Here is a 24,968-nt window from a genome sequence, read left to right on the forward strand (position 1 = left end):
CGCAGCCCCCCTTCGGGAAGAGGCGGTGCGGCTTTGAGCTCGGGATGCGGATGACTCATACCCCGACGGTACCCGGAGAGCCCGACGGGATGATCCATGGCCCGTCTGATCCGACGAGCGCTCGATACGACCCGTCGCCTCGATCGCGGCGGCGACCGGCAGGCCGACGCCGCCCCGCACCGGATCGTGCAGACCCGCTCGCGCGTCGACCCGCGCACCCGGGAGGCTACCCCCGGAGAAGGCGCCGGCGGAGCGCCTCCTGTTCCTTTGGGTCGTAGCCGTATCCCCTCCTGGCCGAGCCGGCAGTGCTGCGGGGAGGCGCTCGGGCCCGAGCTGTACGAGGCCGTACTGGCCGCCCGGCGTGCGGAGGCGGAGCTGTTCGCGATGTTCACCGCCGCGGACGTCATCGAGGCCGTCCGCCGGCGATATTGACTGGCTACTCCTCGGGCTCCCAGGCGATCAGCTGCTCGAACACCTGCTGGTCGCCCTCGATCTTCAGGTCGCTCAGCGTGAGGCGGCCCCAGACGAAGAGGAGCAGCTGCTCGGCCGTGCCCGTGGCCGAAGCGGAGGGGGGCGGGGCCCCGTCCGTGAGGGGTGCGGGCCAGGCGCCGGTGCCGTCCAGCGCGAGGAGCCAGGAGCGGCCCTCGGTGGCGTGGTAGTGGATGGTGGCGTTCTCGTGCGGCCAGGCAGCCGGGGTGGAGTTGCAGGTGTCGAGAAACTCGGCCACGCCGTCGATCGCGACGTCCGCCGGCATCGGCTGCACGGCGCCTGCGGCGAGCTGGGCGTCGTAGGTGTGCACCAGCACCTCGTGCACCCGGCGCCGGGCAACGCCCCAGGCATTCGCCGGCGACACGCCGGCGCTCCACCATGCCCAGCACTCGCGCTCCGGGCCGGCCTTGCGCAGCGCACTCAGCAGCAGCTCGGTCGACTCGGCGTACCAGGCCAGCAGCGCCTCGAGCTCGCGCGGCGCCTCCGCGGCGTCCTTGGCCGGCGGAGCCTCGGCGGGGCCCGCGGCGACGATCGCGGCCCACCAGCGGTGGCCCGTACCCAGGTGCTGCACCAGATCGAACAACGTCCACTCGGGGCAGGACGGCACCGGCGCGTCAAGGCTGGGCGCGGCGGCAACCGCACTCCGGAAGGCGGCCGACCGCTCGTCGATCAATTGCAGCAGGACGGGATACTGAAGACTTTCTGTCACTTCGCTTATCTATCAGCCCAGTTCACCCGACCGCACCTTGTTTTCCAGGCCGTCAGCTGCGCCGACGCGACAGCCGGGCAGCCGACCGACCCCACATCGGACACGGCACGCGAAACGGTCTGCCAACTCCGGTTGGCAGACCGTCACCCAAGATCGAGGCTAGTAGACCCAGATGGGGTGGCTACTGAATCGGTGCCAGGGTGTGCCGAAGTCCTCGGTCCAGCAGTCGACGTCCTTCCATCCGGTGTACAGGTCGGAGGCCTTGCCGTCGGGCAGATAGGCGATCTCGTCGTCGTCGCAGTCGGAGTCGTTTGGACCGCTGGCGTCGTGCATCACCAGGATGACGTGGCCGCTGCGGTTGTAGACGACGCCGCAGGCGGGATAAGTGCAGTTGCCTCCGGCGGGACTGGCTGGAGCCGCAACGGCGGCCGGTGCGGTAAGACCGATCAGCGCGGCTACTGATGCAGCAGTCACAGCAAGCTTGCGCGCACGCATTGACGTTTCCCCCTTTTGGTCCTCCAGGACAGCCGGAGGTCTGTCCCTGTCCGCAGGGTAGTGTCGGCGGTTCGTCGGCTAGTAAGACCGAAACCGGCCACGACCGCCGGCCGGATGGGCGCGACCACTTACGCGGTGCCCGCGCTGGTCGTGCTGATGTCGTGGCTGGCGCTCGGGGAGGTGCCGGGACCGCTCACGCTGGTGGCGGCGCCCTGTGCCTGGCGGGTGTGGCGGTGTCGCGGTCCCGGGCCCGGTCGGGGGCGACGGCCCGGACGGCCGCGGTCCCGGCTCCGGAGCAGACGGAGGCAGGGGAACCGCGGGCCGGCCGGACGCCCGGCTCAGCGTGAGCGGGCCCGGTCCGCGAGGACCTTGATGGAGACCAGGGCGATCAGCGACAGCCCGATGATGTAGCCGGAGACGGCCATCGAGGTGCCCGTCGCCTCCAGCAGCAGCACCATGACGAACGGTGCCAGCCCGCCGCCGGCGACAGCGGCGATCTGGTAGCCGAGGGAGGCTCCGGTGTAGCGCATCTCCGGGGTGAACAGCTCGGCGAACAGCGCCGCCTGGGGGCCGTACATGATGCTGAGGAAGCAGCTAGCGACGAACGTGCTGACCGCGAGCCACAGCAGCGACCCGGTGTCGATCAGCAGGAACATCGGAACGGCCCACAGCGCGATGCCGACCGCGCCGATCGCGTAGATCCTGATCCGGCCGAGCCGGTCGGACAGGGCGGCGGAGGCGGGGATCAGCACCAGCTGGGTGAGGCTGACGCACAGGGAGACGGTGAGGACAGCGCCCTTGTTCATGCCCAGTTCACGGGTCGTGTAGTCCAGGACGCCGGTGATGATGATGTAGAACGTCGCGGTGTTCACCGCGAAGGAGCCGCCGGCCAGCAGCACGGTGCCGAGGTGACCGTGCAGGATGGTGCGCAGGGGTGAGTTCTTCTCGCCCTTCTCCTTCTCGGCCAGCGCCCGCTCGGCCTCCCGGAACTCCGGGGTCTCCTCCACCCGGGTGTGGATGTACCAGGCGAGGGCGAGCACGAGCAGCCCGACCAGGAAGGGCACGCGCCAGCCCCAGGAGGCGAACGCGCTGTCCGAGGTGAAGGCGCCAGCCAGCAGGAACACGCTGTTGGCGGTCACCACGCCGATGGGGACGCCGAGCTGGACGACGCTGCCGTAGACGCCGCGCTTGCCCTCGGGGGCGTACTCGGTGGCCAGCAGCATCGCGCCGCCCCACTGCGCGCCGACGGCGACGCCCTGCACGATGCGGAGCAGGACGAGCAGGATCGGGGCGGCGACCCCGATCGTCTCGTACGTCGGGAGCAGGCCGATGCCGGTGGTGGCCACGCCCATCAGGGTGAGTGCGAGCACCAGCATGGGCTTGCGGCCGCGCTTGTCGCCGAGCTGACCGGCGACGATGCCGCCGAGCGGACGGGCGAGGAAGCCGACGGCGAAGGTGGCGAAGGACGCGAGGACCCCGGCGGTGGGGCTCCCGGCCGGGAAGTACAGAGGGCCGAGGGCCAGGGCCGCGGCGATGCCGAAGACGAAGTAGTCGTACCACTCGACGGCCGAGGCCAGGGCGGCTGCCGTGGCGACCCGGCGGCGGTTGGGGGCCGCGGGAGTGGTGGAGGTGAGCGGCTGGGCGGAAGGCGCGGTGTCCATGCGGTGCACGCTCCGATGGGTGCGGGGACGGAACAGGCGGAACAGGGTGAATCAGAGGGAACCGTGAGACGGTGGCCCGGGTTCCGGGGAACGTACTGACCGGCCGGTATGTACGTCAACGGGTTGAGCGCCGCGAGTTTTACCTGCACAGGGCACCGGGCTGCGCGTCCACCGGGGGGCGCGGGCATGGCTCGGGCCCGGCCTCGCGGGGAGGCCGAGGTGCTCGGCGGGCCGGGGCCAGTGCCCCGACGGGCCCTACATCGGCTCACACGGGCGGGACGCCGGGCTTCGCAGTGGCCATGCGGGCACCTTCGGGACTGCCCGAAAGTGAAGTGGGGGCAGTTCCCCACTTCATGCTATGGTCCCTTCCGGCTAAACGGGGAGCAGTCCCCACTTCGTTTGGGGAGTCGCCGATGCACACGCAGCAGCCCACCGTCCGGCTCGCCGACCTCACCGACAACTTCACCGCCGACCCCTACTCCGCCTTCACCGCGCTGCGCTCCCGCGGGCCTGTCCACCACGTGCGTTTCCCCTCCGGGGACGAGTCGTGGCTGGTGGTCGGATACGAGGAAGTGCGGGCCGCGTTCGTCGACCCAAAACTGCGCAACGACGTGCGTCACTCTGCCGACTTCGAGGACGACGGGCTGTACGCCGTGGGGCGCAACATGCTCCAGGTCGATCCGCCCGATCACACCCGCCTGCGGACTCTTGTGGCCCGTGAGTTCACCGCCCGACGCGTCCAGGCGCTGCGGCCCCGCGTTCAGAAGGCGGCCGACGCCCTCCTGGACGCCGTGGCCGCCGACGGCCGTGCCGACCTTGTGGCCGCATACGCCTATCCACTGCCGCTCACCATCATCTGCGAACTGCTCGGCGTGCCAGACGTGGACCGGACTGCCTTCCGGGCTTGGTCCACGAAGGTCGTCGCACTCGATGATGCGGAGCAGTCCGCCCGCGCCGCACAGGAGATGGCTGCGTATCTCGCGGCACTGGCGGAGGAGAAGCGGCGGCTGCGGAACGCGGCGGACAGCGATCTGCTGCACGCCCTGGTCCGCACCCACGACGGGGACGGCACCGACCGGCTCACCCCGGAGGAACTGCTCGGCATGGCCTTCCTGCTGCTCGTCGCGGGGCACGAGACCACCGTCAACCTCATCGCCAACTCCGTCCACCTGCTGCTCGGCAATCCCACGCAGCTCGCCGCCCTCCGCGCCCACCCCGAGTTACTGAAAGGCGCCGTGGAGGAGACGCTCCGCTTCGAGCCGCCGGTGCCGGCGGCCACCTACCGCTACACCACCGAACCGATCACCCTCGGCGGTGCCCGGATACCGGCCGGTGCGCGCGTCGTGCTCTCCATCGCCGCCGCGAACCGCGACCCCGCGCGCTTCCCCGACCCCGAACGTTTCGACCTCCGCCGCGATCCGGCCGCGACCCGCGCCCACCTTGCCTTCGGGTACGGCCTGCACCACTGCCTGGGCGCCCCGCTGGCCCGCCTGGAGGCGACCCTGGCCCTGCCCATCCTGCTGGACCGCTTCCCCCGTCTGGCCTTCGACGGTGACGGCACACCGCAGTGGCGCACCAGTCTCATGCGGAGCCTGCGGGAGCTGCCGGTGCGCTGGTGATCACAGCGCCTTTTTGGAAGCGGCTCAATCCAGTCGGAGAGCTCACGCGGGTACGGTTCCGCAGATGGCGCCCGACCGCAGAGGCACCTTGAAGACGCCCCCGACATCGATCCCGGCGGGAGCCTTTTCCCATCTGATCGCGATGCCGAGGCTGAGAGGTTCTTGGTGAGGGGCTGGTCTATCAGGGCAACTGTGTGAGGCAGAGGTCTCTCAACGCCGCCGGTGCGGCCCAAGATTGAGCAGCACCTCGCCGAGCTGGGCGGAAGTAAGGGCCGGCGTGGGCAGCGGGGCCGCAGCCGGCCGGGCGCGAAGGCCGTCGAGGAGCAGGGCAAGCGGGCGGAGCCAAGCATCCGGGGCGACCGTGGTGAGCGCGGGAACAGCCCGGCCCAGTGCTGCCAGGGTGAAGAGCAGGTCCTCGGTGGTGAGGTCCGGGCGAATACTGCCCTGCTCCTGACCGCGCCGGAGCAGCACGTCGATGGTTGTGCGGTTGTGGGCGTGGATTGCCTCCAGGGAGGCGACGCCTTGCAGGTTCGTGGTCATGAGGTCGTTGGTGCCGCGGTCTGCGGCCAGGCCTGCGAACACTGTTCGTAGATACTGCGTCAGTCCGGTCCATGCGTCTTTGGCGGTTCGCGCCTGCTCGCCCGCTGCTGTGGTCTCAGTGAGCGCGTCCCGGAAGACCTCATCGACGAGCGCGGCACGGGTCGGGAAGTGGCGATAGAGGGTCGCGTTGCCTACGCCCGCCCGCCGAGCAATTTCATCAAGCGGGGCCTCCAAGCCCTGTTCGGCGAAGACCTCGCGGGCCTTGTCCGTCAGCAGCTTCCGGTTGCGCAGCGCATCGCGGCGCCCTACCGGCGAACGGTCGCCCATCGTGTTGCCCTTCATCTCACTCCCGTACCGGGGAGCGCTCCCCGGTATGAATGCTACCGTCAGCCGGGTGAAGGCTCGTTGGTGACGAGCCACCATTCGGATGTCGTCACCTTCGTGCAGGGCGGTCGACACCGTGGCCGAGTCGGCAGGCGGTGCAGGAGCAGCCGACTTCCTCAACGTCGGAGACAGGGGCGGCGCGGTGGCGTACAACGGCATGACAGGACCTCTTGGCGTAGCGGCCGGCTTCGACACCGCTGTTGCTACCAAGAGGTCCTGCTGGTCCGGACGGCTTCACCGATTCCGCTCCGCCGCCCTGACGGTCAGCTGGGCAGGCGCTGAGAAGCTGTCTCCTCAGGGCTGCCGGCTGCCAACCCCACCTCGAATCCGCTGATGTCGCCCCCGGTGATCCATCTACGGATCAGTTCCCGGTCCTCCTCGGAGAGCGACATCCGTGCGTTCGCGCACAACGTGTAGACGTTTTCCACCCACGCGTTGGCAAGGGCCTCCGCTGTAACGCCTTCGGCCATCCGCTGTCCCACGTAGACGAGCCCCTTGAGAACGAAGTTGACGGCGTTGCGATTTACGGGGTTTCCACGCGACTCTGTTGCGTCTCGGACTCTCTTCGACGTCGGGTACAGCTGAAACGGAGAACTCTGCAGGTCCTGGGCGAGGACCTCGAACAGCAGCGCATAGGCGTCCGGCTGCAACGCCGGCACATCTGTCAGGGCACTCACCTGAGCAAGAAGACGAGGAAGCTGCGCTCGACCGTCCTTGTCCTCAAAGGAGTGCAGCGTTGGATCGAGAATGTATCCGGGTGGCGTGGCAACATATTCAAGATCACTGCAATGAGTCTTCACGAACCCACTGAAGCTTCCGGCGCCGTACCATGCGGAATCCTTCATCGAGGGATCGATGCTGAGCGCCGCCTGTGCCGCGGCAGCTGAGGCGAGCGGACGGGGAGCCGCTCGTACGACGCGGTGAATCTCCTTGACGACTGCCTCGCGCTGGTCGCTGCCCACTTGTTGCGGAAGGACGACCGCGACCTGCTCGGCGTCGCTGTCGAGCGTCACCTCAGTCGCGTGGAAATCGTCCCAGAGCGAGGCCGCGGCGAGCTGCTCAGGCGTCACGAAAACATCGCACGTCGCCCGGAAGGCAGCGGCGCTCAGGCCGGCCGCCACCACCGTTGTCCACCGATCCTTGGCCCGGAGCCTCTGCAACACGGGGGTGAAATCTGCGTCCGCCGACATGATCACAAACTCGTCGTACCGGGTCTCGTCCGCGAGAGCATCCATGATGTCGAGCACCATGTAGATGTCGGCGCTGTTCTTGCCCCGGGAAGTCAAGGGCGGGCAGTCGATAGACCGAAACCCACTGCGCGTGAAGAAGGCGCGGTACCTGCCGAAAGCTTCCGGGTTGATATACACGTTCCGGACGAGGAAGCGGCGAGCGGGGTCACCCTGGGTAGCTTCACCTGTGTCCCTCTTGCCTTCCAGCCAACTCATCCACCTGTCCGGACGGGTCGCAAAAGCTTCAGCCGCCCCCGGGTCCATATCGCGAAGTCCCAAGTAGATGTTGTCGAAGTCCACGAACAATGCGGACTTGATCGACACTGAATTGGCGCCATCGAATGGCTCTTTACTCAACGACCCACCTCCACTGATCATTTCGCGGAGCGCTCACGGGGAGTGATCCACGCAGCCATGACATCGGTGTGGGGAGCATAGCCCCGTTCCTGTACCGAAAAACCGGAACGGAACGAACGGTCAGGGGTTTGACCGAGGCGCTTGTCGCACAGGACAACGGCTTCTGCCGCAGTGGACACCGGTGCCCACCCAGGTGAGGTCGGTGGCGCGGGCGTTCTCCCTCGACGCGCTTCGGGCTGCGGGTGCCGGGGATGGGCCGCTTCCTCGGCGCCCGAGCCCAACTTGCCCTTCTATCGAGTCCTGGAGCGGCCGACGCCGAAGGCGCCGCTGTGCGTGTCCGCGATGGGCAGGACGTTCTCCGAACCGGCGTCTACGGGTACCGCGACATCCGAGGAACTGGACAGGCGCGTGGCGCCACTGTCCGCGGAGAGGGGCAGCGTGCGGTAGAAGTCCAGGTGGCGCTGGGCTGCGGCGTCCCAGGTGTGGCCGGCGGCGAGCTGCCGGCCCCTTTCGCGGCGTACGGGGTCGCCGTCCGCGAGCGCCGCGCCGAGTTCGTCGGCCAGGTCCCGGGGCGTGGCGGCGAAGCGGGCCGCAGGGCCGAAGACCTCGCGCAGGACGGGCAGGTCACGGACGACCAGGGGGACCCCGGCGGCGAGGGCCTCCATCGCGGCCAGGCCGAAGCCTTCCTTGACGGAGGGGAACGCGAAGGCGTCCGCGGCCGCGACGAGCGGCGGGAGATCCTCCTCGGGGACCTGGCCCAGGACGACCGGCTCGACGCCGAGTTCGGCCGCGCGGTCCTCCCAGCGGGCGCGGTAGTCGCGGTAGTCGAAGAGGGTCTCGCCCCCCGCGATCACCAGCTGCACGTCCGGGTGGTCGGCACGCAGTAGCGCGTACGCCTCCAGAAGGTCCAGGGAACCCTTGCGGGGTTCGATGCCGCCGACGGTGAGGACGTAGCGGCCGAGGCGGGTTCGCCAGGCAGTGCGGGCCGCCGGGTCGGTGACGGCGAAGCGGTCGTACGCCACGCCGTTGGGTATGACCTCCGCCTTCAGGCCCCAGCCCTGCGCGAGTTCACTGGCGACCGAGCGGGAGACGCAGATGTGGGCGTACGGCTCGACGATGGCCCGCTCGTGGCAGGAGGCCAGCTCGGGCGTGGTGAAGTGGTCGAGGTGGTGGACGGTGCGGACGCAGCGGCCGGCCGCGTTGGCGCTGATGCAGTCCTGGGCGTGGACGACGTCGTACGGGGTGGGGTCGAAGGCGTCGCGGAGGGTGGCGATGGAGCGCATGATGCGTTCCCCGACGGTCTCCGCCGCGGGTCCGTCGGGGAAAGGCACGATCCGTACGCGCACATCCGGGTCGACCGCGCGGAAGAAGCCGTCGTCGCCGCCCCGCCCCAGCGACCAGACCGTGACGTCCTGCCCGGCGGTGGCGAGCGCCTCGGCGAGGGCGAGGGTGTGGACGACGCCACCACGGGGCTTGGTGGAGTAGCTCAGCAGTGCGATCTTCACGATGGGTTCTCCCGGTACGTCACGATGGGTTCTCCCGGTAGGCCGCCGGGCGGCGCTCGTCGAGGTGGCGCAGGACGCGGCGCGCGCGGTCGATCTCCTCGGACACGTCCACTTCCGCGACGGCGAGGCCGGCCTTGGCCCAGGTGCGGGCGAGGATGTCGCCGCCGGGGCCGACGACCTTGGACTGGCCGAGGAAACGCATGCCGCCCATGGCGCCGGTCTGGTTCGAGGAGGCGAGGACGACCTGGTTCTCGGCGGCGCGCGCCTGGTCGTACAGGTCGAACAGCTTGGCCTGGCGGTCCTGGGCCATGCGTGGGGCGCGGTTGGTGATGCTGGTGGGCCAGGCCGAGAGGCAGGCGAGGATCTCGGCGCCGTCCAGGACGAGGGAGCGGGCGGACTCGGGGAAGGTCTTGTCGTAGTCGATGAGCATGCCGAGGCGGCCGACGGGGGTGTCGAAGGCGTCGAAGCGGTCGCCGGGTGTGTAGACGGCGGTTTCCCCGGTGGGGAGGTGGACCTTGCGGTGGCGGCCGAGGATTCCGTCGCCGCTGACGCAGACGGCCGCGTTGTAGTGTTCGTCGCCGCCGTCCTCGCAGTAGCCGACGCAGATCACCATCTCGGCTGCCAGGCGGGCGACGTGGAGGATCAGCGGGTCGTCGGGCTTGAGGGCCGGGGGAAGCGCTTCCGGGTCGGGGTGGCGCAGATCGGCGAGATAGCCGCCGAGCGCGGCGTCGGGGAGCACGAGCAGCCCGGCGCCCGACCTGCGGGCCTCATCGATGAGTTTGGCGATGCGGGCCAGGTCGAACTCCAGGTCGCGGCCGAAGTGGGCGGCGGCGGCCGCGATCCGGATCGTGCTCATGCGCTGACTGCTCGTGCGTATGTGTAGGTTTCCGGGCGCCGGTCGCGCAGGTGGCCCATGGCGCGGCGGGCGGTCTCCAGGGCCTGGGCGACGTCGAGTTCGGCAACGGCCAGGCCCGCGCCGACACCGGTGTCCGCCAGTACGTCACCGCCGGGGTCGACGACCTTGGCGCTGCCGACGAAGCGCAGCGACCCGAACGTGCCCGCCTGGTTGGCGGAGACCCACACGATCTGGTTCTCCAGCGCGCGGGCCCGGTCGAACAGGTCGAAGCGCCGCTTCCAGCGGTCGCCCGCGAGATCGGTGGTGGCATTGGTTCGCGCGCCCGGCCAGGCCGAGACAACGACGCCGATCTCGGCACCGTCCAGCGCGAGGGCGCGCGCCGACTCCGGGAACGCCTTGTCGTAGCAGATCATCATGCCGATCCGGCCGACGGGCGTGTCGAAGGCGTGGAAGCGGTCGCCGGAGGCGTAGCTGGCGTCCTCGGCGAGCGGCTGGTGAACCTTTCGGTGGTTGCCGAGAACGCCGTCGCCGTTGACGCACACGACGCTGTTGTAGCGCCGTCCGTCCGTGCCGTCCTCGCAGTAACCGGCGACGACGGTCATCTCGCCCGCCAGCGCGGCCAGCCGGCGGATCTCGGGGCCGTCGAGAGCGAGCGCGGGCGGGCCCTCGTCCAGCGCGGTGTCGTTGTCGAGGCTGAGCAGATAGCCGCCGAGTGAGGCTTCGGGCAGGGCGAGCAGGCGTACGCCGTCGGCCCGGGCCTCCTTGATCAGCCGCTCGGCGACGGCGAAGTCCTCTTCGAGGTCGCGGCCGAACTCGGCGGCGGCCGCCGCCATGCGAAGGGTGCTCATGCGGTCCCCATCCCGGTCACCGTGGAGGTGACCGCGTCTGTGATCTCTCCGTCGGGCCAGCGCAGCCCCACGCCTTGTCCTTCTGCCAGTTCCCCGCACACGGCTCCCGTGGCGGGCCCGGCGGGCAGCGGTGCGACGCCCGGCTCGTCGGCCGTCAGCATCGCGAAGCCGGGGAAGCAGGTGAGCCAGTCACCCATGGGCACGGGCCTCGGGCGCGGTACGGCGGCCACGTCGAGGACGGCGCGGCAGCCGCTCGCCTCGGCGAGCATGCCGAGAGTGCCGGCGATGCCCGCCATGGACACGTCCTTCGCCGCGGCGGGCCGGGCGGCGGCCACCGCGCCGGTCATGGCGCGCAGTTCGTCCGTACGGCGATGGGTGGTCGAGTCCCACTGGCGGCCCCGGTAGCCGGTGCGCCAGCCGCCGCCGAGGTCGGCGGTGAGCCGCACCGAGTGTCCGGGCCGTCCGCCGCCGCCCGGCACCGGATGGTCCGTCCGGCCCAGCGCGGTGACGGACAGCGCCGCGGGTACACCGAGTTGAGTGTGCCCGCCCAGGACCGGCACACCGTACGCCTGTGCCGCCCGGCCGAGCCCGTCGAGGACCCGCGCGGCGTGCGCCGCGTCCTTGGCGCCCACGGCGTCGAGCAGGCCGATCGGCGAAGCGCCCATCGCGGCAAGGTCGTTGATGTTGACGAGGACCGAGCACCAGCCCGCCCAGCCCGGGTCCCGTTCGACCATGGACGGCACGATCGCGTCGCACGCGGCGATCACATCGGTGCCCGGGACGGGGGCGCCGTCGTCGCCGACGAACCCGGGCCCGCCGAGGGCGGCCCGCGCGTCTTCGCGCAGGGCCCCGCCGGCCGGGTCCTGAGCGCGGGTGTGGGTCGCCGGTCCGTGGAGGGCCGCGAGGAGCGGCCCGAGCGCGGACTTGGCGGCCGCCGCCTGTGCCGCGATCCGGCCGATCGGCCAGCGCATCAGCATGTGCGGCGCGTCCGCGACCTCGATCTCGCGTACGGAGCACCAGCCGAGCCGCTTGAACAGGACTTCCTTGCGGGCCTGAACGGTCGCGTCGAAACGCAGGACTCCTTCGGCCTCCGCGCGGGCGCAGGCCGCCCGGACCAGTGCCGCGCCGATGCCGTGCGGGCCGCGGGCCCGGCGGGCCACGACGAGGCGTCCACCCTGCCACCAGCCGATGTCGGGACCGTCGTCCACCGGCCCGAGGCGTACGCCGCCCACCACGGTGCCGTCCTCGTCCTTGGCGACCAGGACGAGGGTGCGGGGATCGGTGTCCCGGTCGTCCAGGTCGTGGCCGGTGAAGAGCCCTTGTTCCTGGACGAAGGCCTCTCGGCGCAGGCGCCGGTACTCGGACAACTCGGCTGGGGAAGACGCCTGTTCGATGCGGGCGAGGGGCTGTCGCGCCAGGGTGCTGCGGTCTCCGAGCAGCGCCAGGACGTCGACCGGGCGGTCGGCCGCCGGCGGTGCGGTGGATCCGTCGAGGTACATCGTCACCCGCCTGCCGTCCCGAGCACGCTGCACGCCCCGCAGGCCGCGCAGCCGGCCTTCTGGTCGGCGCCGCTCATCCCGGCCGCGCGCAGTTTCGCGGCGACGCCTTCGGTGACGTACCGCAGCAGTTCCGCGCTCGGGGCCCCGACCCCGTCGCGGGCGGCGAGCGTGCCGCGCATCGGCCGGAACGGAACGACGAACGGGTAGACCCCCCTGTCGATCAACTTCCCTGCTCCCGCGATGAGCTCATCCGGATCCTCGCCGAGACCGACGAGCAGGTAGGTGGAGACCCGGTTCGGCCCGAAGACCCGCACCGCCTCGTCCCACGCGGCCTCGTACTCGGCCATCGGGACGGTCGACTTGCCGGGCATCCAGCGCCGCCGTACCTCGTCGTCGAGGGACTCGACATGGATGCCGATGGCGGTGGCACCGGCGTCGTGCAGTTCACGGATGCACGTGAGGTTCCCGGGCGGCTCGCACTGGACCTGAATGGGCAGTCCGGGAACCGCTTCGAGGACGGCGCGCACCGAACGGACGAGATTGCGGGCACCCCGGTCCGGGCCGGTGGTCGTGCCCGTGGTCATCACCATCTGCCGCACGCCGTCCAGCCGGACCGCCGCCTCGGCGACTTCGGCGAGCTGCGCCGGGGTCTTGGCGGCGACGGTGGCGCCCGAGCGCAGGGACTCCTCGATGGTGCAGAAGCGGCAGCGATCGGCCTCGGCGTAGCGGATGCACGTCTGGACGACGGTGGTGGCCAGGACATCGGAGCCGTGCAGCCGGGCGATCTGCTCGTACCGGGTGCCGTCGGCCGTCGTCAGGTCGTAGAACCTGGGCCGCCGTACGGGGGTGAGGGAGAGCCCGGTGTCGGTGAGGGCTCCGGTCTCGTCGCCGAGCCAGACCTTGCCGTCGCGGACCGTGTAGGGACTGTCGGGGTTGCGGGGAAGCGCGGCGTTGGCACCGTCGACGAGGACGTGTCCGTCGTCGCTGGGGCCCGCGCCGTCCGGCCGTTCGACCTCAACGTCCTGACGGATGCCGCGCAGGGCGAGTTCGGTGCGGGTCATGATCCGCACGTCCACCGCCGTACGCTCTGTCACTGTCGGCTCGGTGCCAACGCTCACGGCGTGCCCCTTACAGCTGGTAGGTGGAGTTGATGATGGCGCCCTTGCGCGCGTAGTGGATCAGCGCGTCCTGGACGTCGAGGGGGTGGGTGGGGATGACGCCCTCGATGAGGTCCTCCTCGCGGGCGCCGTGCAGGGACAGTCCGAATCGGCAGCAGTAGACCTTGCCGCCCTCGGCGATGAACGTCTTGAGCTGGTTGTTGATGTTGTGCTCGCCGGGGAAGGCGGAGTTGCCGACGGTCGGGAAGCCGCGGGTGGCAAGGCAGTTGAGGGAGCCGGGGCCGTAGAAGTAGATGCCGGCGTCGAAGCCCTTGCGCAGCGCGCGGGTGGCCTGCAGGACGGCCACGAAGGACACGGACGACTCGTGGGCGATGCCGTGGACCAGGGTGAAGTAGCTCTCGCCGTTCTCGGCCTGGTAGTCGGGGAAGACCTTGGTGGAGCCGTAGATGCTGGAACCCTCGGGCAGGGAGGGGTGCGGGATCTCGTTCAGGGACTTCTGCTCGACGTCGGTGAGTTCTGCGGCGGAGGCGGTTTCGGACATGGCTGTCTCCTTGCTCGGTACTTGCTCGGTACTTGGTTGGTACGGAAAGGGGTGGGGCCGGTCAGTCGTAGAGCGTGGCGAAGGTGTCCCTGAAGACGAGTTCGCCGAGTTCGCCGCCGCCGGTCGCTTCGGCGAGGCGGGCGTACTCGCCCGTGAAGTCGCCCCACGGCTGGTCGCTGGCGAAGAGCACCCGGTCGTGGCCGATGCCGCGGCGCTCGATCTCCTGGGCCAGCCAGCGCGGTGTGAAGCCGATGGCCCAGGAGAGGTCGGTGTAGACGCGCTTGCCGGACTCGATCCAGTCGAAGAAGCGCGAGCCGACGAGCTTGATGTGACCGCTCATCCCGCCGCCGAAGTGCACGAGGTGGACGGGGACTTGGTCGGCGTACCAGTCGACGAGGTTGCCGACCTCGTCGATGTCGGACGCGGCGCCCGGGGAGGTGTGGACATGGACGATCAGCCCGTGCTCCTGTGCCGTCCGGAAGATCCGGTCCAGCTGCGGGCGGCAGGCCGGGTCCGTGGGGTGGCCGCCGAGCAGGAAGCTGAGCTTCAGGGCTCGTACGCCGTCCTCTCCCGCCAGGGCGAGGGCCTGCTCGGTGCGTTCGGTGTCCTCGGGGCGCGGGGACACCCACAGGCCGGCCCGGATGCGGTCGTCGCTCTGCGCGGCCTCGATCGCCAGCTCGTTGAAGGAGAAGGCGATGGCGGGGTCGGGGACGCCGTAGTTGGGGATGACCAGGGCGCGTTCGGTGCCCTCGGCATCGAGGTCGGCGACGAGCTGCTTGACGGTCGCGCGGGCGGTGGTGTCCGGGTTGACGGGCGGTCCGCCGTAGAACGGGTAGGCGGGCAGGACGCCGATGTGGCGGTGTGCGTCGTAGACCATGACTGTGGTTCCTGTCAGCCCAGGGGAACGGCGGAGGCGACGGAGGCCGGCACTCCGGTGAGGGCGCCGCACACGTCGGTGAGGCGGCGGCTGGTGTCGATGTGGCCGGCGAGGAACTCGGCGTCCCGGCCCACCGCTTCGAAGCGGCCGGAGCCCCAGGAGTACTGCCAGGGCAGACCCAGGAAATACAGGCCGGGTGTGCTGGTCGCGCCGCGCCAGTGCATGGGGTAGCCGCGGCCGTCGAAGACGGGTATCTCGATCCACCGGTGATCGCGGGTGAAGCCCGTGGCCCAGACGACGGAGGTGATCCCCGCCTCGGCCAGATCGAGTTCGGTCACGTGCCCGGAGGGCTCCCACACCGGTACGTACCGTGCCTCCTCGGGGGCGTGGAGCGCGTGCGCTGAGATGTGGGCGTCGATGGCGTCCTTGATGCCCTCGGCCACCGCGTCCGCCCGGTCCAGGTTGACCTTCAGGTCGTCCGCGAACTCCAGCGCCGCAGCGTCGACCCCGGTCAGCCGCCCGTACAGGCGCATGCCGTCCCGGGCGAACGCCCGCAGATCGATGTCTCGGCCGCCGTCGCGCCCGGTGACGTAGTGGTTGACCCGCATCCGGACGGCACCGGCGTCGTCGAACTCGTCGATGTTCTTCGCGTAGTGCCCCATGTCGTCGAGCCAGGCCACACAGTCCCGGCCGCGGTAGAAGCGGGCGACGCGGGGCGCGCTGCCGACGGCCAGGTGGACCTGCCGCCCGGCGAGATGCAGGTCTTCGGCGATCTGGCAACCGGACTGACCGGTACCGACGACCAGGACGCCGCCCTCGGGGAGCTGGCCCGCGTTGCGGTAACGGGAGGAGTGGATCTGCTCGACGTGGGAGGGCAGCCGCTCAGCCATCCGCGGGATGGACGGGGCGTGGTACGGACCGGTGGCCACCACCACCTGTTCGGCGGTGAACTCACCTTCCGTGGTGGCCACTTCGAAGAGGCCGTCGGCGGCGCGCCGCAGCCCGGTCACGGATACGCCCTCCACCAGCGGCGGCCGGAAGAAGGCCACGTAGTCCTGGAGATACTGAATGATCTCGTCCCGGACCATGAACCCGTCCGGATCGTCGCCCTGGTAGGGAAAGCCCGGCAGTTTGCACTGCCAGTTCGGCGTCACCAGGCAGAAGGAGTCCCAGCGGCGCTCGCGCCACTCGTGGCCGACCCGGTTCGCCTCGATCACGATGTGGTCGATGCCTCGTTGACGCAGGTGGTAGCTGACCGACAGACCGGCCTGTCCGCCGCCGATCACGGCCACCGGGATGGGGGTGGCTCCCATGCCCTTCAGGCTGTGGGGGAGGACTTCGGCCGGCCTTGGCGTGGGGTTCATCGCGTGCTCCCGTCTGCGTTGACCAGGGACTCGACGGTGACCTTGGCCCCGTCGGCGACCGCATAGAGGGCGGCGGTCCGCTCGATCTGCGCGAGTTGGTCGGAGGCGCCGGTGCAGTAGAAGCCGAACTTCTCCTTCACCCGCTCACCGGCGATACCGAGCGCCGTGCGGCTGCGCTCCACGAAGTCGGTGAGTTCGTACGCGCGGCCGGCCACGAAGTAGTCCTCGACGACCGTGGAGGGGGAGTAGCAGCGCTGGGTCACGCCATCGGGCCAGCGCACATGGAAATAGATCTCAGGCATGAAGTCCTCCATGCGAGGCGCCGAGGCCTTGACACCTCGCCGCTGCTTGTGAGGACAACTTCAGCCAGGAGCGATTACCGAACCGAGGCATCCGGAATAAGGCGGCGTTACATGCTCCTCACCTCGAGTGAGTGACCGTGTACCGGTAGTTGCCTCAGAGGCAAATCCGCGCCCGAAAGGGCACCTTGACTTGCCGTCGGCCCGCGGGAATCAAGTTCTTGGCGTGCACGAAGGCGCAGCCGCACCTGCTGACGCCGCCGTCCGGAGCAGCAGTTTTGATCGTCTCCCAGCCTGGCCCGTGACGTCGGGCCCCATCTCGGTCCGGAGTCCCAGCGTGTGAGCCGTGTCATCGTGCGGCCTCGCCCACCGGGTCGGCGACCTGTGGCTGGGAACCGGTGGACGGCGGTTCCGCCGAGGGCGCGGTCGCGGCAGGGGCCGTCGGCTGCGGCATGGTCCTCACCTTCCGCACGGGGGAAAGGAGTACGGGCAGGGCGCACGCCGGAGCCGCCAGGGCGCAGACGACCACGGTGTCGTGGAGGCCGAGTCGATCGGCCAGCAGGCCGCCGGCCGCCGCGCCGAGTGGCATGGTGCCCCAGATGAGGAAGCGGTTGGCCGCGTTCATCCGGGCGAGGAAGCCGTCGGGAGTCGTAGCCTGGCGGAGGCTGACGGCGTTGACGTTCCAGACGCTGACGCCTGTGGCGGTGACGGTGAAGCCGATCACGAGCCAGGCGGTGGTGCCTGTGCGCGGCGCGCAGGCGGCCAGCAGGAAGCCGCCGTTGAGGGCCGCGCCGAGGACGATGGCGGGCCCGACTCCCATTCGCGCGTTGAGGCGCGGTGCCAGGAGCGAACCGGCGAGGTAGCCGAGACCGGCGAGCGCGAGGACCGTGCCCACCCTGGCCGCGGACAGGTGGAGCTCTCGCACGGCGTAGGTGAGGAAGACCGCCAGGAGCGCTTCGGTCCAGAAGTTGAGCCAGGCCGCGCCGATGGCCAGGGGGCGGATGTAGGGGTGGTTCAGGCAGAACCGTAGCCCTTCGCCGATCCGGGTGAGCGTCCCGGCGGGCCGTTCGGGGGCGGCGGGGGCGGGCAGCGGCGGCAGGCCGCGGAGCAGGAGGGCGGAGGCCAGGTAGCTCAGCGCGTCGAGCGCAAGTGCGAAGGGCGCGGTGAGCAGTTGGACGAGCGTTCCGCCGATCGCCGGCCCGGAGGTCTGGGATGCGGCCCGGACTGTCTCGAGCCGTGCGTTCGCCGGTGCTATCCGGTCACCGCCGACCAGGGAGGGCAGGACCGACAGCGAGGCGATGTCGAAGAAGACGCTGAGCACGCCGACCCCGAGTGCGACGAGGTAGAGCTGCGCGAGGGTCAGCGCCCCAGCCAGCTGCGCCGCGGGGAGGCTCGCCAGCAGCACGGCGCGGCCCAGGTCGCAGGCGACCATGAGGGTGCGCCGCGGCCACCGGTCGGCCCAGGCGCCGGCCGGGAGGCCGAGCAGCAGGAACGGGGCTGTACCTGCCGCCGTCAGCAACGCCACCTCAAAGGCCGAGGCATGCAGCGCGATGAGCGCGGTCAGCGGCAGAGCCAGCACCGACACCTGGGTGCCGATCAGACTCACTCCGGATGCTGCCCAGAGGGCTCGGAATCCGGAGTCGGACCATACCGGGTGCCAACGCATCGGCGGGACGTCCTTTCGGGGCGGTTCGAGGGATTGACACCGTAGGGCTGAGATCAGAGGGTGTCAATTGACAGTATCGATGGGTTCAATCTTGCAAAGCGGTAATGAAAACGCCGGTGCAATGAGCGCTGGCTCGGCCTGTTGGGCTGTTCGTCGGTGTTTGACATGACGACAATCGGCGACTTTGATGGAGTCAATCTGCCCCGGTTAGAGGTGAGGATCTGGTGGGAACGGTGCGTGGTACGTGGGATCCGGGCCCCCTCCCCGAAGGGCGACCCGCATACGTGGGGGTCGCGGACCGGCTGGCCGCGGACATCGCGCGCGACCGGCTTCGGCCCGGGGACCGTCTGCCGACCCACCGGAGCCTTGCCCGTACTCTCGGCGTGACCGTGGGCACCGTGGCCCGCGCATACGCGGAGGCCGAGCGGCGCGGTCTGGTCGCGGGTGAGGTGGGGCGGGGAACCTTCGTCCGATCCGGCTTCGGCCTGGCCGGCACCCCGGTCTCCGGGGCGGTCGACCTGGCCTCACTGCACCCGCCGATCACCGGCGGCGTCGACCCTTCCGCTCTGCTGGGCGCGACGCTCGGCGCACTGGCCGCCGATCCGGACGCGCTGCGGTCGGTGACCGAGACCGAACAGAGCACCGACGCGCCGGCCCACCGTGCTGCCGGGGCCGCCTGGGCCTCCTACGCGGGTTTTCGGCCGGCGCCCGAACGTGTGCTGCTGACCGCGGGCGCGCAGCACGCCCTCACCATCACGCTGCTCGCACTCGCAGCGGGGGGCGCGGTCGCGACGGCGCCCCTGACCAACCCCGGGCTGATCGCGGCCGCCCGGCACCTGGGCGTGCCGCTGACCACCGTCGACTGCGACGACGACGGGATGCTTCCCGACGCGCTGGCCCGCGCCTGCGCCGCGGACCGGGTCAGGCTCGTGTACCTGCAGCCGACACTGGCCAATCCGGGCGGCCGTACGATGCCGGCCGCCCGGCGGATCGAGCTCGCCGAGGTGTGCGACCGGGCGAGCGTCTGGGTGCTGGAGGACGACCCGCTCGGACCGCTCGCCGCCCCGCGCCCCGAGCCGCTGGCCGCACTGCTGCCGCACCGTACGTGCTACGTGTCCAGTGCCGCCAAGGTGCTCACACTCGGACTGCGGATCGGCGTGGTCGCCGCCCCCGAGGCGGCCCACACCGACCTGGCGGCCGCGCTCCGGGCGACCACCTGGCTCGCGGCCCCGCTCATGGGCGAGATCCTCACGCGCTGGATCGACGACGGCACTGCCGCGGCCATCACCTCCGCCCGGCGGACCGCCGTCGCGGCGCGCACCGCGATGGCCGCAGGGATCCTCGCCGACCTCGGCGCCCGGATCACTCCGGCCGCTCCCCACCTGTGGCTGCCTCTTCCAGAGCCGTGGACGGTCGGCCAGTTCACCGCTGCTGCCCGCGACGCCGGCGTTCTGGTGTCACCCGGAGACGAGTACGTAGCCGTCCGGCGCCAGGCCGCCTTCGGTGTCCGCGTCGGCCTCAACGCCGATGCCGACGACGACACCCTGCGCCGGGCGCTGATGACCCTGGCGAAGCTCATCCACAGCCGACCGGACACCGCCGGCCTCGGCTGACGACCGGCCACCCGCCACGACCAGTCCTGCTTCAACACCCTCTGCTCGTCGGACCGGTCACCGGGGCCGACGCGTGGACGGAAGGTCTCGGTGGTGCCGGGCGTGTCGCGCCGCGAGGTCACGAGCCGCCGGGTTCACCTGGCCGTGTGAGATTTCGTGAGACGTGAGAGGGTCTGGGGCGTGAGTGAGACACCACCGAACACCCTGCAATACCGCTTTGACGGACCAGAAGATGCCCCGGTCCTGATCCTCGGTCCCTCACTGGCTACCACCTGGCACAGGTGGTAGAGACCGTCCAGGGACGTCTATGCCAGTCCAGTGCGGACATGAAATAGCAGGTCAGGGCTCTTGGTCCGGGAGGGTCTGCCCAGTTGGTGATGGCTGTGTGACACGTGGGTGATACGGCGAGGCCCCACCGAGGTCCGTTCTGACGGGACTCTGGGTTCGCTTGGTGAACAGGCCCGGCGGGGCCTGTTCGGGGGTTCGAGTCAGCCAGTCGCGGTGCAGCAGCGGCAGGGTGTACTCCATGTCCTGGACGCCCGTGGCCGGCAGGTGGAGCTCGAAGCGTGTGCCGGGCCGGCCGTCAGGGCGGTCCGACACGGTGATGTGGCCGCCGTGGAGGACGGCTTGCTGGGCGACCAGGGTGAGGCCCAGGCCGGAGCCGGGGCTGTCGGGGCCGCGGTGGTAACGCTGGAAGATCTCCTCGCGGCTTTCGGGAGGGATGCCGAGGCCGTGGTCGTCCACCACGAGCACCGCGGTCGCCTCACGCCCACCGAGCGGCGGGCGCAGGGTCACCTCGACGCGGGCGACGCCGTCTTCGGCGCGGCCGTGGGTCCAGGCGTTGGTCAGCAGGTTGTCCACCGCCGAGCGCAGACCCTGCTCCCAGCCGTCGACACGCACCCCCGCGGTGGCGCGTACGGACACTTCGGCGTCGGGGCGGGTGCGCCGCAGGTCGCAGACCGACGCCTCCACGAGTTCCCCGAGGTCCAGTGGCGAGAACGCGTCCGCCTCGATCAGGTCGCCCTGTGCAAGCGCCTTCAGCATCACCAGCAGCCCGAGCAGCCGGGTGTGTTCGCGCCCGAGGTCCCCGAGCACCTCCGCCCGGTCCTCGGGGTCGAGGCCGGGGTGGTCGGTGAGGATGTCGAGGTTGGTGCGCATGCTCATCAGCGGGGTGCGCAGCTCGTGGGAGGCGGTCGCGGCGAACGCGCGGGCGGTGGCCAGCGCCTCCCCGGTGCGCGCGACCTGCTCGTCGTAGCGGGCGAGCACGGTCTGCACCGTGTACGCCAGGTCGTCCACCTCGGTGACCCGGGTCGGCGTGTGCTCCAGGCGTACGGTGCTGGTCCTGGGGTCCAGTCCACTGGTACGCCGCTGAAGCCGCCGTAGCGGAAGAACCGCCCGGGCGGCGATGGCCCAGGCGGCGGCACCGGCCAGTGCGGCGGCCACCAGCGCACCGGTCAGCACCCGTTGGCGCACCAGCGCCAATTCGTCCTCGGCCGTGTCCGGTGACAGCAGCCACAGATTCGGGGTGTTGCTCTCTTTCGCCACGGCACCGACGCGCAGTGACAGGACGAGCCAGTCCTCGCCGCCGGAGGTCACGGTGACGGGCGTCGGGGCGTTGCGGGGCAGCGTGGGGTTCGGCTCGGGCTGCGGGCCGGCCGAGATCGTGTCCTGCGGCCCCTTCAGCCGGACGCCCACATCCCGGGCGGAGTTGATCAGCCGGCGTCGGCGGACCTGCTCCAGGAGCGGGTGGTCGGTCCCGGCCACGTCCAGATACGCCTTGGCGTTCTGGGCGACGACCGTCGCGCGGGCGCGCAGTTGGTCGTTCTGGTGCGTGCGCAGGTCGCTGCTGACCAGGTGCAGCAGCAGCCAGCCGGAAGCGAGGACCAGCACGGGCACGCTCACGCCGACCGCGAGCGCGATACGGGTGGACAGTTTCACGGCGTGCCCTCGATGTGCGGGGTCTGGCGGTCCGCGCGCAGGACGAAACCGACCCCGCGCACGGTGTGCACCATCCGGGGCCGGCCGCCTGTCTCCAGCTTGCGCCGCAGATAGCTGACGAAGGTGTCGACGGCGTCACTGCGGACCTGGAAGTCGTATCCCCAGACCCAGTCCAGCAGTTGCTCGCGGGTGAGCACGATGCCCGCGTTGCGGGCCAGGATCTCCAGCAGCGCGAACTCGCGCCGGGTCAGTTGCAGTGGCCGGTCGTCCAGAACGGCCTGGTGGGCGGCCGGGTCGAGGACGAGGCCGCCGACGCGGAGGGGGGCGGTGGCGGCCGGCGGGCGGCGGCGCAGCAGGGCGTGCAGCCGCAGGACCAACTCCTGGAGTGCGAACGGCTTGACCAGGTAGTCGTCCCCGCCCGCCTGTAGGCCCGCCACCCGGTCGGCCGTCTCGTCCAGCGCGGAGAGCATCAGCACGGGTACGTCGTCGCCGTCGTCGCGCAGGGCCCGGCACACGTCGATGCCGCTGAGAACGGGCATGCTGACGTCCAGGACGACGATGTCGGGGCGGCCGACGCGGGCCTCCGCCAGACCGCTGTGACCGCCGTCCGCGACCGTCACCGTGAATCCGCTCAGCCTCAGCCCCCGTGCCAGTGACCGCCGTATCGCCGCGTCGTCGTCGACCACCAGCACCCGCCCGGCCTTGCCTGCCATGCACACCTCGGTTTCACCGCGTCGAACGAGCTTGCCCATAGGAGACCGATCAAAGCACGGGAAGGCTCTGCCCCAGACCGCAGGAGCGCCTCGTCCGGCACTGCGACGGCGTGCATCCCATGATGCGGCGGAAGCTCCGCGAGAAGTGCTCGGAACCGGAGAATCCGCAGCGCCGTCCTATACGGGCGATGGTGTCGTCGCCGGTCTCGACTTGCCCATCTGGGGTCCCGTAGAAGGCGGAGGACACGCCGACAGTGCGGTCAACGGGTCGGTGGACGGCCTTGCCCGAGTACGACAGCTGGACGCGAACAGATACCGGGTCACCAGTTCCCCGGCGAGCATCACCGTGACATCTCCGAAGTAGACCTCGGCCTCGGCACCGGGCCTGTGGGATGCGTACCTCGGCTGATGACCTGGGCCTTTCGGCACCACAAGGAATCCACAAGAAGCGCTTTTACTCTCGCTGGCCCACCGACCGGCAGACTAGTGGGAGTTGAGAGTGATGCACGGATCGTCACTGGGTAGGAGTGCGGCAGGGCAGGTCCTGCTGTGGGTTGCCGTGGCCGCCGCGCTGCTCGTCGGGTGCTCGGCGGCGCCCGGCAAGAGCGCGGCGGTCGGGGCGTCCGCATCCTCGTCGGCGGGGAGTTCCGAACAGGGCCGCAAGCCCAACATCATTTATGTACTCACCGACGACCTCTCCTGGAATCTCGTGCGGTATATGCCGCACGTTCAGCAGATGAGCAAGCAGGGGACGACGTTCTCGAACTACTTCGTCACCGACTCGCTCTGCTGCCCCTCGCGTTCCTCGATACTCACGGGGCAGTACCCCCACAACACCGGGGTCTTCACCAACAACGGGGACGACGGAGGCTACGGCGCCTTCATGAAGAACGGCGACGAGAAGAAGTGCTACGCGCCGGCTCTTCAGAAGGCCGGCTACCGCACCGGCTTCATGGGCAAGTACCTCAACGGCTACGAGCCGAAGGACGCCAGCGGTACCGGTCACCCGTACGTGCCTCCGGGCTGGAACGAATGGGACGTGGCCGGCAACGGGTATCCGGAGTTCAACTACGACCTCAACGAGAACGGCAAGGTCGTCCACTACGGCCATGACCCGCAGGACTACCTGACCGACGTGGTGTCCGCCAAGGCGGTCTCCTTCATCAGTTCCTCGGCGGCGGACAGCAAGCCGTTCATGCTGGAACTCGCCACCTTCGCGCCGCACGGGCCCTCCACGCCCGCGCCCCGCGACGCCAACAGCTACCCGGGGCTCAAGGCACCCAGGAGCGCCGCCTACGATCGGCTGCCCGCGCAGGCGCCGAAGTGGCAGGCCGATCTCAAGCCCCTGAGCGACAAGGAGAAGACGCAGATCGACCGCAAGTTCGCCAAGCGGGTCCGCTCGGTTCAGGCCGTCGACCGGATGATCGGCCGCCTGGAGGACGTGCTGAAGGAGAAGGGGCTCGCGGACGACACGTATCTGGTCTTCGGCTCGGACAACGGCTTCCACATGGGTGAGCACCGGCTGCGGCCGGGCAAGCAGACCGCTTTCGACACCGATATCCGCGTCCCCATGATGGTGACAGGACCGGATGTGCCGGCGGGGCGGACCGCCTCCCAACTGGTGCAGAACACCGATCTCAATCCGACGTTCCAGCAACTCGCGGGGCTGAAGCCGCCCTCGGCCGTGGACGGTCTCAGCCTTGTCGGCCTCTTCCACGGATCGTCGCCGAAGGACTGGCGTGAGTCCGTTCTGGTCGAGCATCACCATCCCGGAACGTCCGAGGGCGATCCCGACGCGGCTCCGAAGGACAGCGGCAATCCGCCGACGTACGAGGCGCTTCGGACCGCAGACAGTCTCTGGGTCGAGTACGCGGACGGGGAACGCGAATATTACGACACGCAGGCCGATCCCGCTGAGCTCAAGAATCTCGCAGGCAGTCTGAGCGACGGGAAAGAGAAAGCCCTGCACGAGACCTTGACCGCGCTCGCCCGTTGTTCGGGCTCCGAGTCCTGCCGGGACGCGTCGCGGCTGCACCAGTAGCCGTCATCGGGCTGCGCTCGGCGGCATCCGGCTGCGGATATGCGAAGACCCCCGCATCCAGCGCCCTGAGGGGTTGCGGGGGTCTTCCGCACTTCATGCGAACCGCCCCCGGGCACGATTTGAGCCTGCGCACACGGCTCCGGAGGCGTCGGTGCCATCAGCCATGGGCGCTCGCCGGCGGCGCATCCTGTGGAAGTCTTCCTTCAGGACCCAACCTGCGGCGTCGTAGCCGGAGTCCCCGCTCCGGTTGGCAGATGACGCGTCGCTGCGGTGGCTGGTCGGGCCAAGTACCTCGGCGGCGCTGTGCGGTTCTGTGCGCGGTTGCTGGTTGAACTTGTGGCGCAGATAAGGCTTGCGTCCAGGCCCTGCTCGTACGGCACTGCTACAGCCCCTCCGCTACAGGCGGTAACAGACCACCGGATCGCATGGAAGCGCGGAGGGACCAGGTCGCGATGCCGCTCGTCGGCATCCGGACGCGTGAGGTCCCTGCAGCCCCTGGAGCAGGAGAGCGATCAAGCGTCGGGGGTCGTAGTGGGGGTCGTTGTCGCGTCCGGTGCAGAGGTTGCCGATGCCGCGCATCAACTCATACGGCTGCGTACCGTGGGCC

General features: G+C 70.1%; 22 protein-coding genes and 2 pseudogenes. 5 read left to right on the forward strand and 19 right to left on the reverse strand.

The features are described from left to right. Positions 1-267 precede the first annotated feature (267 nt). Positions 268-432, forward strand: coding sequence for a hypothetical protein (locus ACWDNY_RS22380; RefSeq protein ID WP_451647598.1), 165 nt, complete (start codon positions 268-270; stop codon positions 430-432). 4 nt (positions 433-436) lie between these two features. On the opposite strand, the gene ACWDNY_RS22385 is transcribed toward ACWDNY_RS22380, so the two are convergent. Both ACWDNY_RS22385 and ACWDNY_RS22390 read right to left on the reverse strand, forming a co-directional pair. After that, the gene (locus ACWDNY_RS22385) at positions 437-1,198 is read right to left on the reverse strand and encodes a maleylpyruvate isomerase family mycothiol-dependent enzyme (protein ID WP_451647560.1); all 762 of its coding nucleotides are present in this window, start codon (positions 1,196-1,198) and stop codon (positions 437-439) included. 159 nt (positions 1,199-1,357) lie between these two features. Next, entirely contained in the window at positions 1,358-1,672 is a 315-nt protein-coding gene (locus ACWDNY_RS22390) for a hypothetical protein (RefSeq protein ID WP_451647561.1), read from the reverse strand. A 120-nt stretch (positions 1,673-1,792) separates the two neighbouring features. Between ACWDNY_RS22390 and ACWDNY_RS22395 the strand changes: the two are divergent. Next, positions 1,793-2,040 (forward strand): annotated as a pseudogene (locus ACWDNY_RS22395) (EamA family transporter); the annotation flags it as partial. On the opposite strand, the gene ACWDNY_RS22400 reads toward ACWDNY_RS22395, so the two are convergent. Further along, positions 2,032-3,354: an MFS transporter gene (locus ACWDNY_RS22400; protein ID WP_451647562.1), complete on the reverse strand. Its 1,323-nt coding sequence runs from the start codon at positions 3,352-3,354 to the stop codon at positions 2,032-2,034. The pseudogene ACWDNY_RS22395 and the gene ACWDNY_RS22400 overlap by 9 nt on opposite strands. A gap of 413 nt (positions 3,355-3,767) precedes the next feature. Here ACWDNY_RS22400 and ACWDNY_RS22405 point away from each other — a divergent pair, with 413 nt between their 5' ends. Beyond that, positions 3,768-4,973 carry a cytochrome P450 family protein gene (locus ACWDNY_RS22405; protein WP_451647563.1) on the forward strand — a complete coding sequence of 402 codons (1,206 nt, stop codon included), beginning with the start codon at positions 3,768-3,770 and terminating at the stop codon, positions 4,971-4,973. Between the two features lie 210 nt (positions 4,974-5,183). Here ACWDNY_RS22405 and ACWDNY_RS22410 read toward each other — a convergent pair whose 3' ends face one another. The 12 genes from ACWDNY_RS22410 to ACWDNY_RS22465 form a co-directional block, all read right to left on the reverse strand. Further along, on the reverse strand, positions 5,184-5,855 hold the full coding sequence (locus tag ACWDNY_RS22410) for a TetR/AcrR family transcriptional regulator (protein WP_451647564.1): 672 nt from the start codon (positions 5,853-5,855) through the stop codon (positions 5,184-5,186). A 305-nt stretch (positions 5,856-6,160) separates the two neighbouring features. Next, on the reverse strand, positions 6,161-7,450 hold the full coding sequence (locus ACWDNY_RS22415; RefSeq protein ID WP_451647565.1) for an NYN domain-containing protein: 1,290 nt from the start codon (positions 7,448-7,450) through the stop codon (positions 6,161-6,163). 323 nt (positions 7,451-7,773) lie between these two features. Further along, a complete protein-coding gene (locus ACWDNY_RS22420; protein WP_451647566.1) occupies positions 7,774-8,988 on the reverse strand; it encodes an MSMEG_0565 family glycosyltransferase in 1,215 nt (404 codons plus the stop codon). Positions 8,989-9,007: 19 nt separating this feature from the next. Beyond that, entirely contained in the window at positions 9,008-9,844 is an 837-nt protein-coding gene (locus tag ACWDNY_RS22425) for a carbon-nitrogen hydrolase family protein (protein WP_451647567.1), read from the reverse strand. Next, positions 9,841-10,692: a carbon-nitrogen hydrolase family protein gene (locus ACWDNY_RS22430; RefSeq protein WP_451647568.1), complete on the reverse strand. Its 852-nt coding sequence runs from the start codon at positions 10,690-10,692 to the stop codon at positions 9,841-9,843. The genes ACWDNY_RS22425 and ACWDNY_RS22430 overlap by 4 nt, the downstream gene beginning before the upstream one ends. After that, the gene (locus ACWDNY_RS22435) at positions 10,689-12,224 is read right to left on the reverse strand and encodes an MSMEG_0567/sll0787 family protein (RefSeq protein ID WP_451647569.1); all 1,536 of its coding nucleotides are present in this window, start codon (positions 12,222-12,224) and stop codon (positions 10,689-10,691) included. Before ACWDNY_RS22435 ends, ACWDNY_RS22430 begins: the two co-directional genes overlap by 4 nt. Then, the gene (locus tag ACWDNY_RS22440) at positions 12,194-13,285 is read right to left on the reverse strand and encodes an MSMEG_0568 family radical SAM protein (protein ID WP_451647570.1); all 1,092 of its coding nucleotides are present in this window, start codon (positions 13,283-13,285) and stop codon (positions 12,194-12,196) included. Before ACWDNY_RS22440 ends, ACWDNY_RS22435 begins: the two co-directional genes overlap by 31 nt. A 34-nt stretch (positions 13,286-13,319) precedes the next feature. Next, positions 13,320-13,850, reverse strand: a complete 531-nt coding sequence (locus ACWDNY_RS22445) for an MSMEG_0572/Sll0783 family nitrogen starvation response protein (RefSeq protein WP_451647571.1) — start codon at positions 13,848-13,850, stop codon at positions 13,320-13,322. A 61-nt stretch (positions 13,851-13,911) separates the two neighbouring features. Beyond that, the gene (locus ACWDNY_RS22450; RefSeq protein WP_451647572.1) at positions 13,912-14,727 is read right to left on the reverse strand and encodes an amidohydrolase family protein; all 816 of its coding nucleotides are present in this window, start codon (positions 14,725-14,727) and stop codon (positions 13,912-13,914) included. A gap of 14 nt (positions 14,728-14,741) precedes the next feature. After that, entirely contained in the window at positions 14,742-16,040 is a 1,299-nt protein-coding gene (locus ACWDNY_RS22455) for an MSMEG_0569 family flavin-dependent oxidoreductase (protein ID WP_451647573.1), read from the reverse strand. Between the two features lie 47 nt (positions 16,041-16,087). Beyond that, the gene (locus ACWDNY_RS22460) at positions 16,088-16,393 is read right to left on the reverse strand and encodes an MSMEG_0570 family nitrogen starvation response protein (protein ID WP_451647574.1); all 306 of its coding nucleotides are present in this window, start codon (positions 16,391-16,393) and stop codon (positions 16,088-16,090) included. A gap of 346 nt (positions 16,394-16,739) precedes the next feature. Further along, positions 16,740-18,056 (reverse strand): MFS transporter, encoded by a 1,317-nt coding sequence (locus ACWDNY_RS22465; RefSeq protein ID WP_451647575.1) that lies wholly within the window; start codon positions 18,054-18,056, stop codon positions 16,740-16,742. A gap of 284 nt (positions 18,057-18,340) precedes the next feature. Between ACWDNY_RS22465 and ACWDNY_RS22470 the strand changes: the two genes are divergently transcribed. After that, the gene (locus ACWDNY_RS22470; RefSeq protein WP_451647576.1) at positions 18,341-19,669 is read left to right on the forward strand and encodes an aminotransferase-like domain-containing protein; all 1,329 of its coding nucleotides are present in this window, start codon (positions 18,341-18,343) and stop codon (positions 19,667-19,669) included. A gap of 339 nt (positions 19,670-20,008) precedes the next feature. Here the strand turns inward: ACWDNY_RS22470 and ACWDNY_RS22475 are convergent, their stop codons facing one another. Genes ACWDNY_RS22475 through ACWDNY_RS22485 form a run of 3 tightly spaced genes read right to left on the reverse strand, consistent with a single transcriptional unit; the run spans position 20,009 to position 22,567 of the window. Next, entirely contained in the window at positions 20,009-21,607 is a 1,599-nt protein-coding gene (locus ACWDNY_RS22475; protein ID WP_451647577.1) for a sensor histidine kinase, read from the reverse strand. Then, positions 21,604-22,320 (reverse strand): response regulator transcription factor, encoded by a 717-nt coding sequence (locus ACWDNY_RS22480; protein WP_451647578.1) that lies wholly within the window; start codon positions 22,318-22,320, stop codon positions 21,604-21,606. Before ACWDNY_RS22480 ends, ACWDNY_RS22475 begins: the two co-directional genes overlap by 4 nt. Positions 22,321-22,369: 49 nt before the next feature. Continuing rightward, positions 22,370-22,567: an AraC family transcriptional regulator gene (locus tag ACWDNY_RS22485; RefSeq protein ID WP_451647579.1), complete on the reverse strand. Its 198-nt coding sequence runs from the start codon at positions 22,565-22,567 to the stop codon at positions 22,370-22,372. A 255-nt stretch (positions 22,568-22,822) separates the two neighbouring features. On the opposite strand from ACWDNY_RS22485, the gene ACWDNY_RS22490 reads away from it, so the two are divergent. After that, on the forward strand, positions 22,823-24,361 hold the full coding sequence (locus tag ACWDNY_RS22490) for a sulfatase family protein (protein ID WP_451647580.1): 1,539 nt from the start codon (positions 22,823-22,825) through the stop codon (positions 24,359-24,361). Positions 24,362-24,757: 396 nt separating this feature from the next. Here the strand turns inward: ACWDNY_RS22490 and ACWDNY_RS22495 are convergent. Then, positions 24,758-24,961: pseudogene (locus tag ACWDNY_RS22495) on the reverse strand (hypothetical protein); the annotation flags it as partial. Positions 24,962-24,968: the final 7 nt, after the last annotated feature.

This window comes from Streptomyces sp. NPDC003697, from assembly GCF_053587115.1.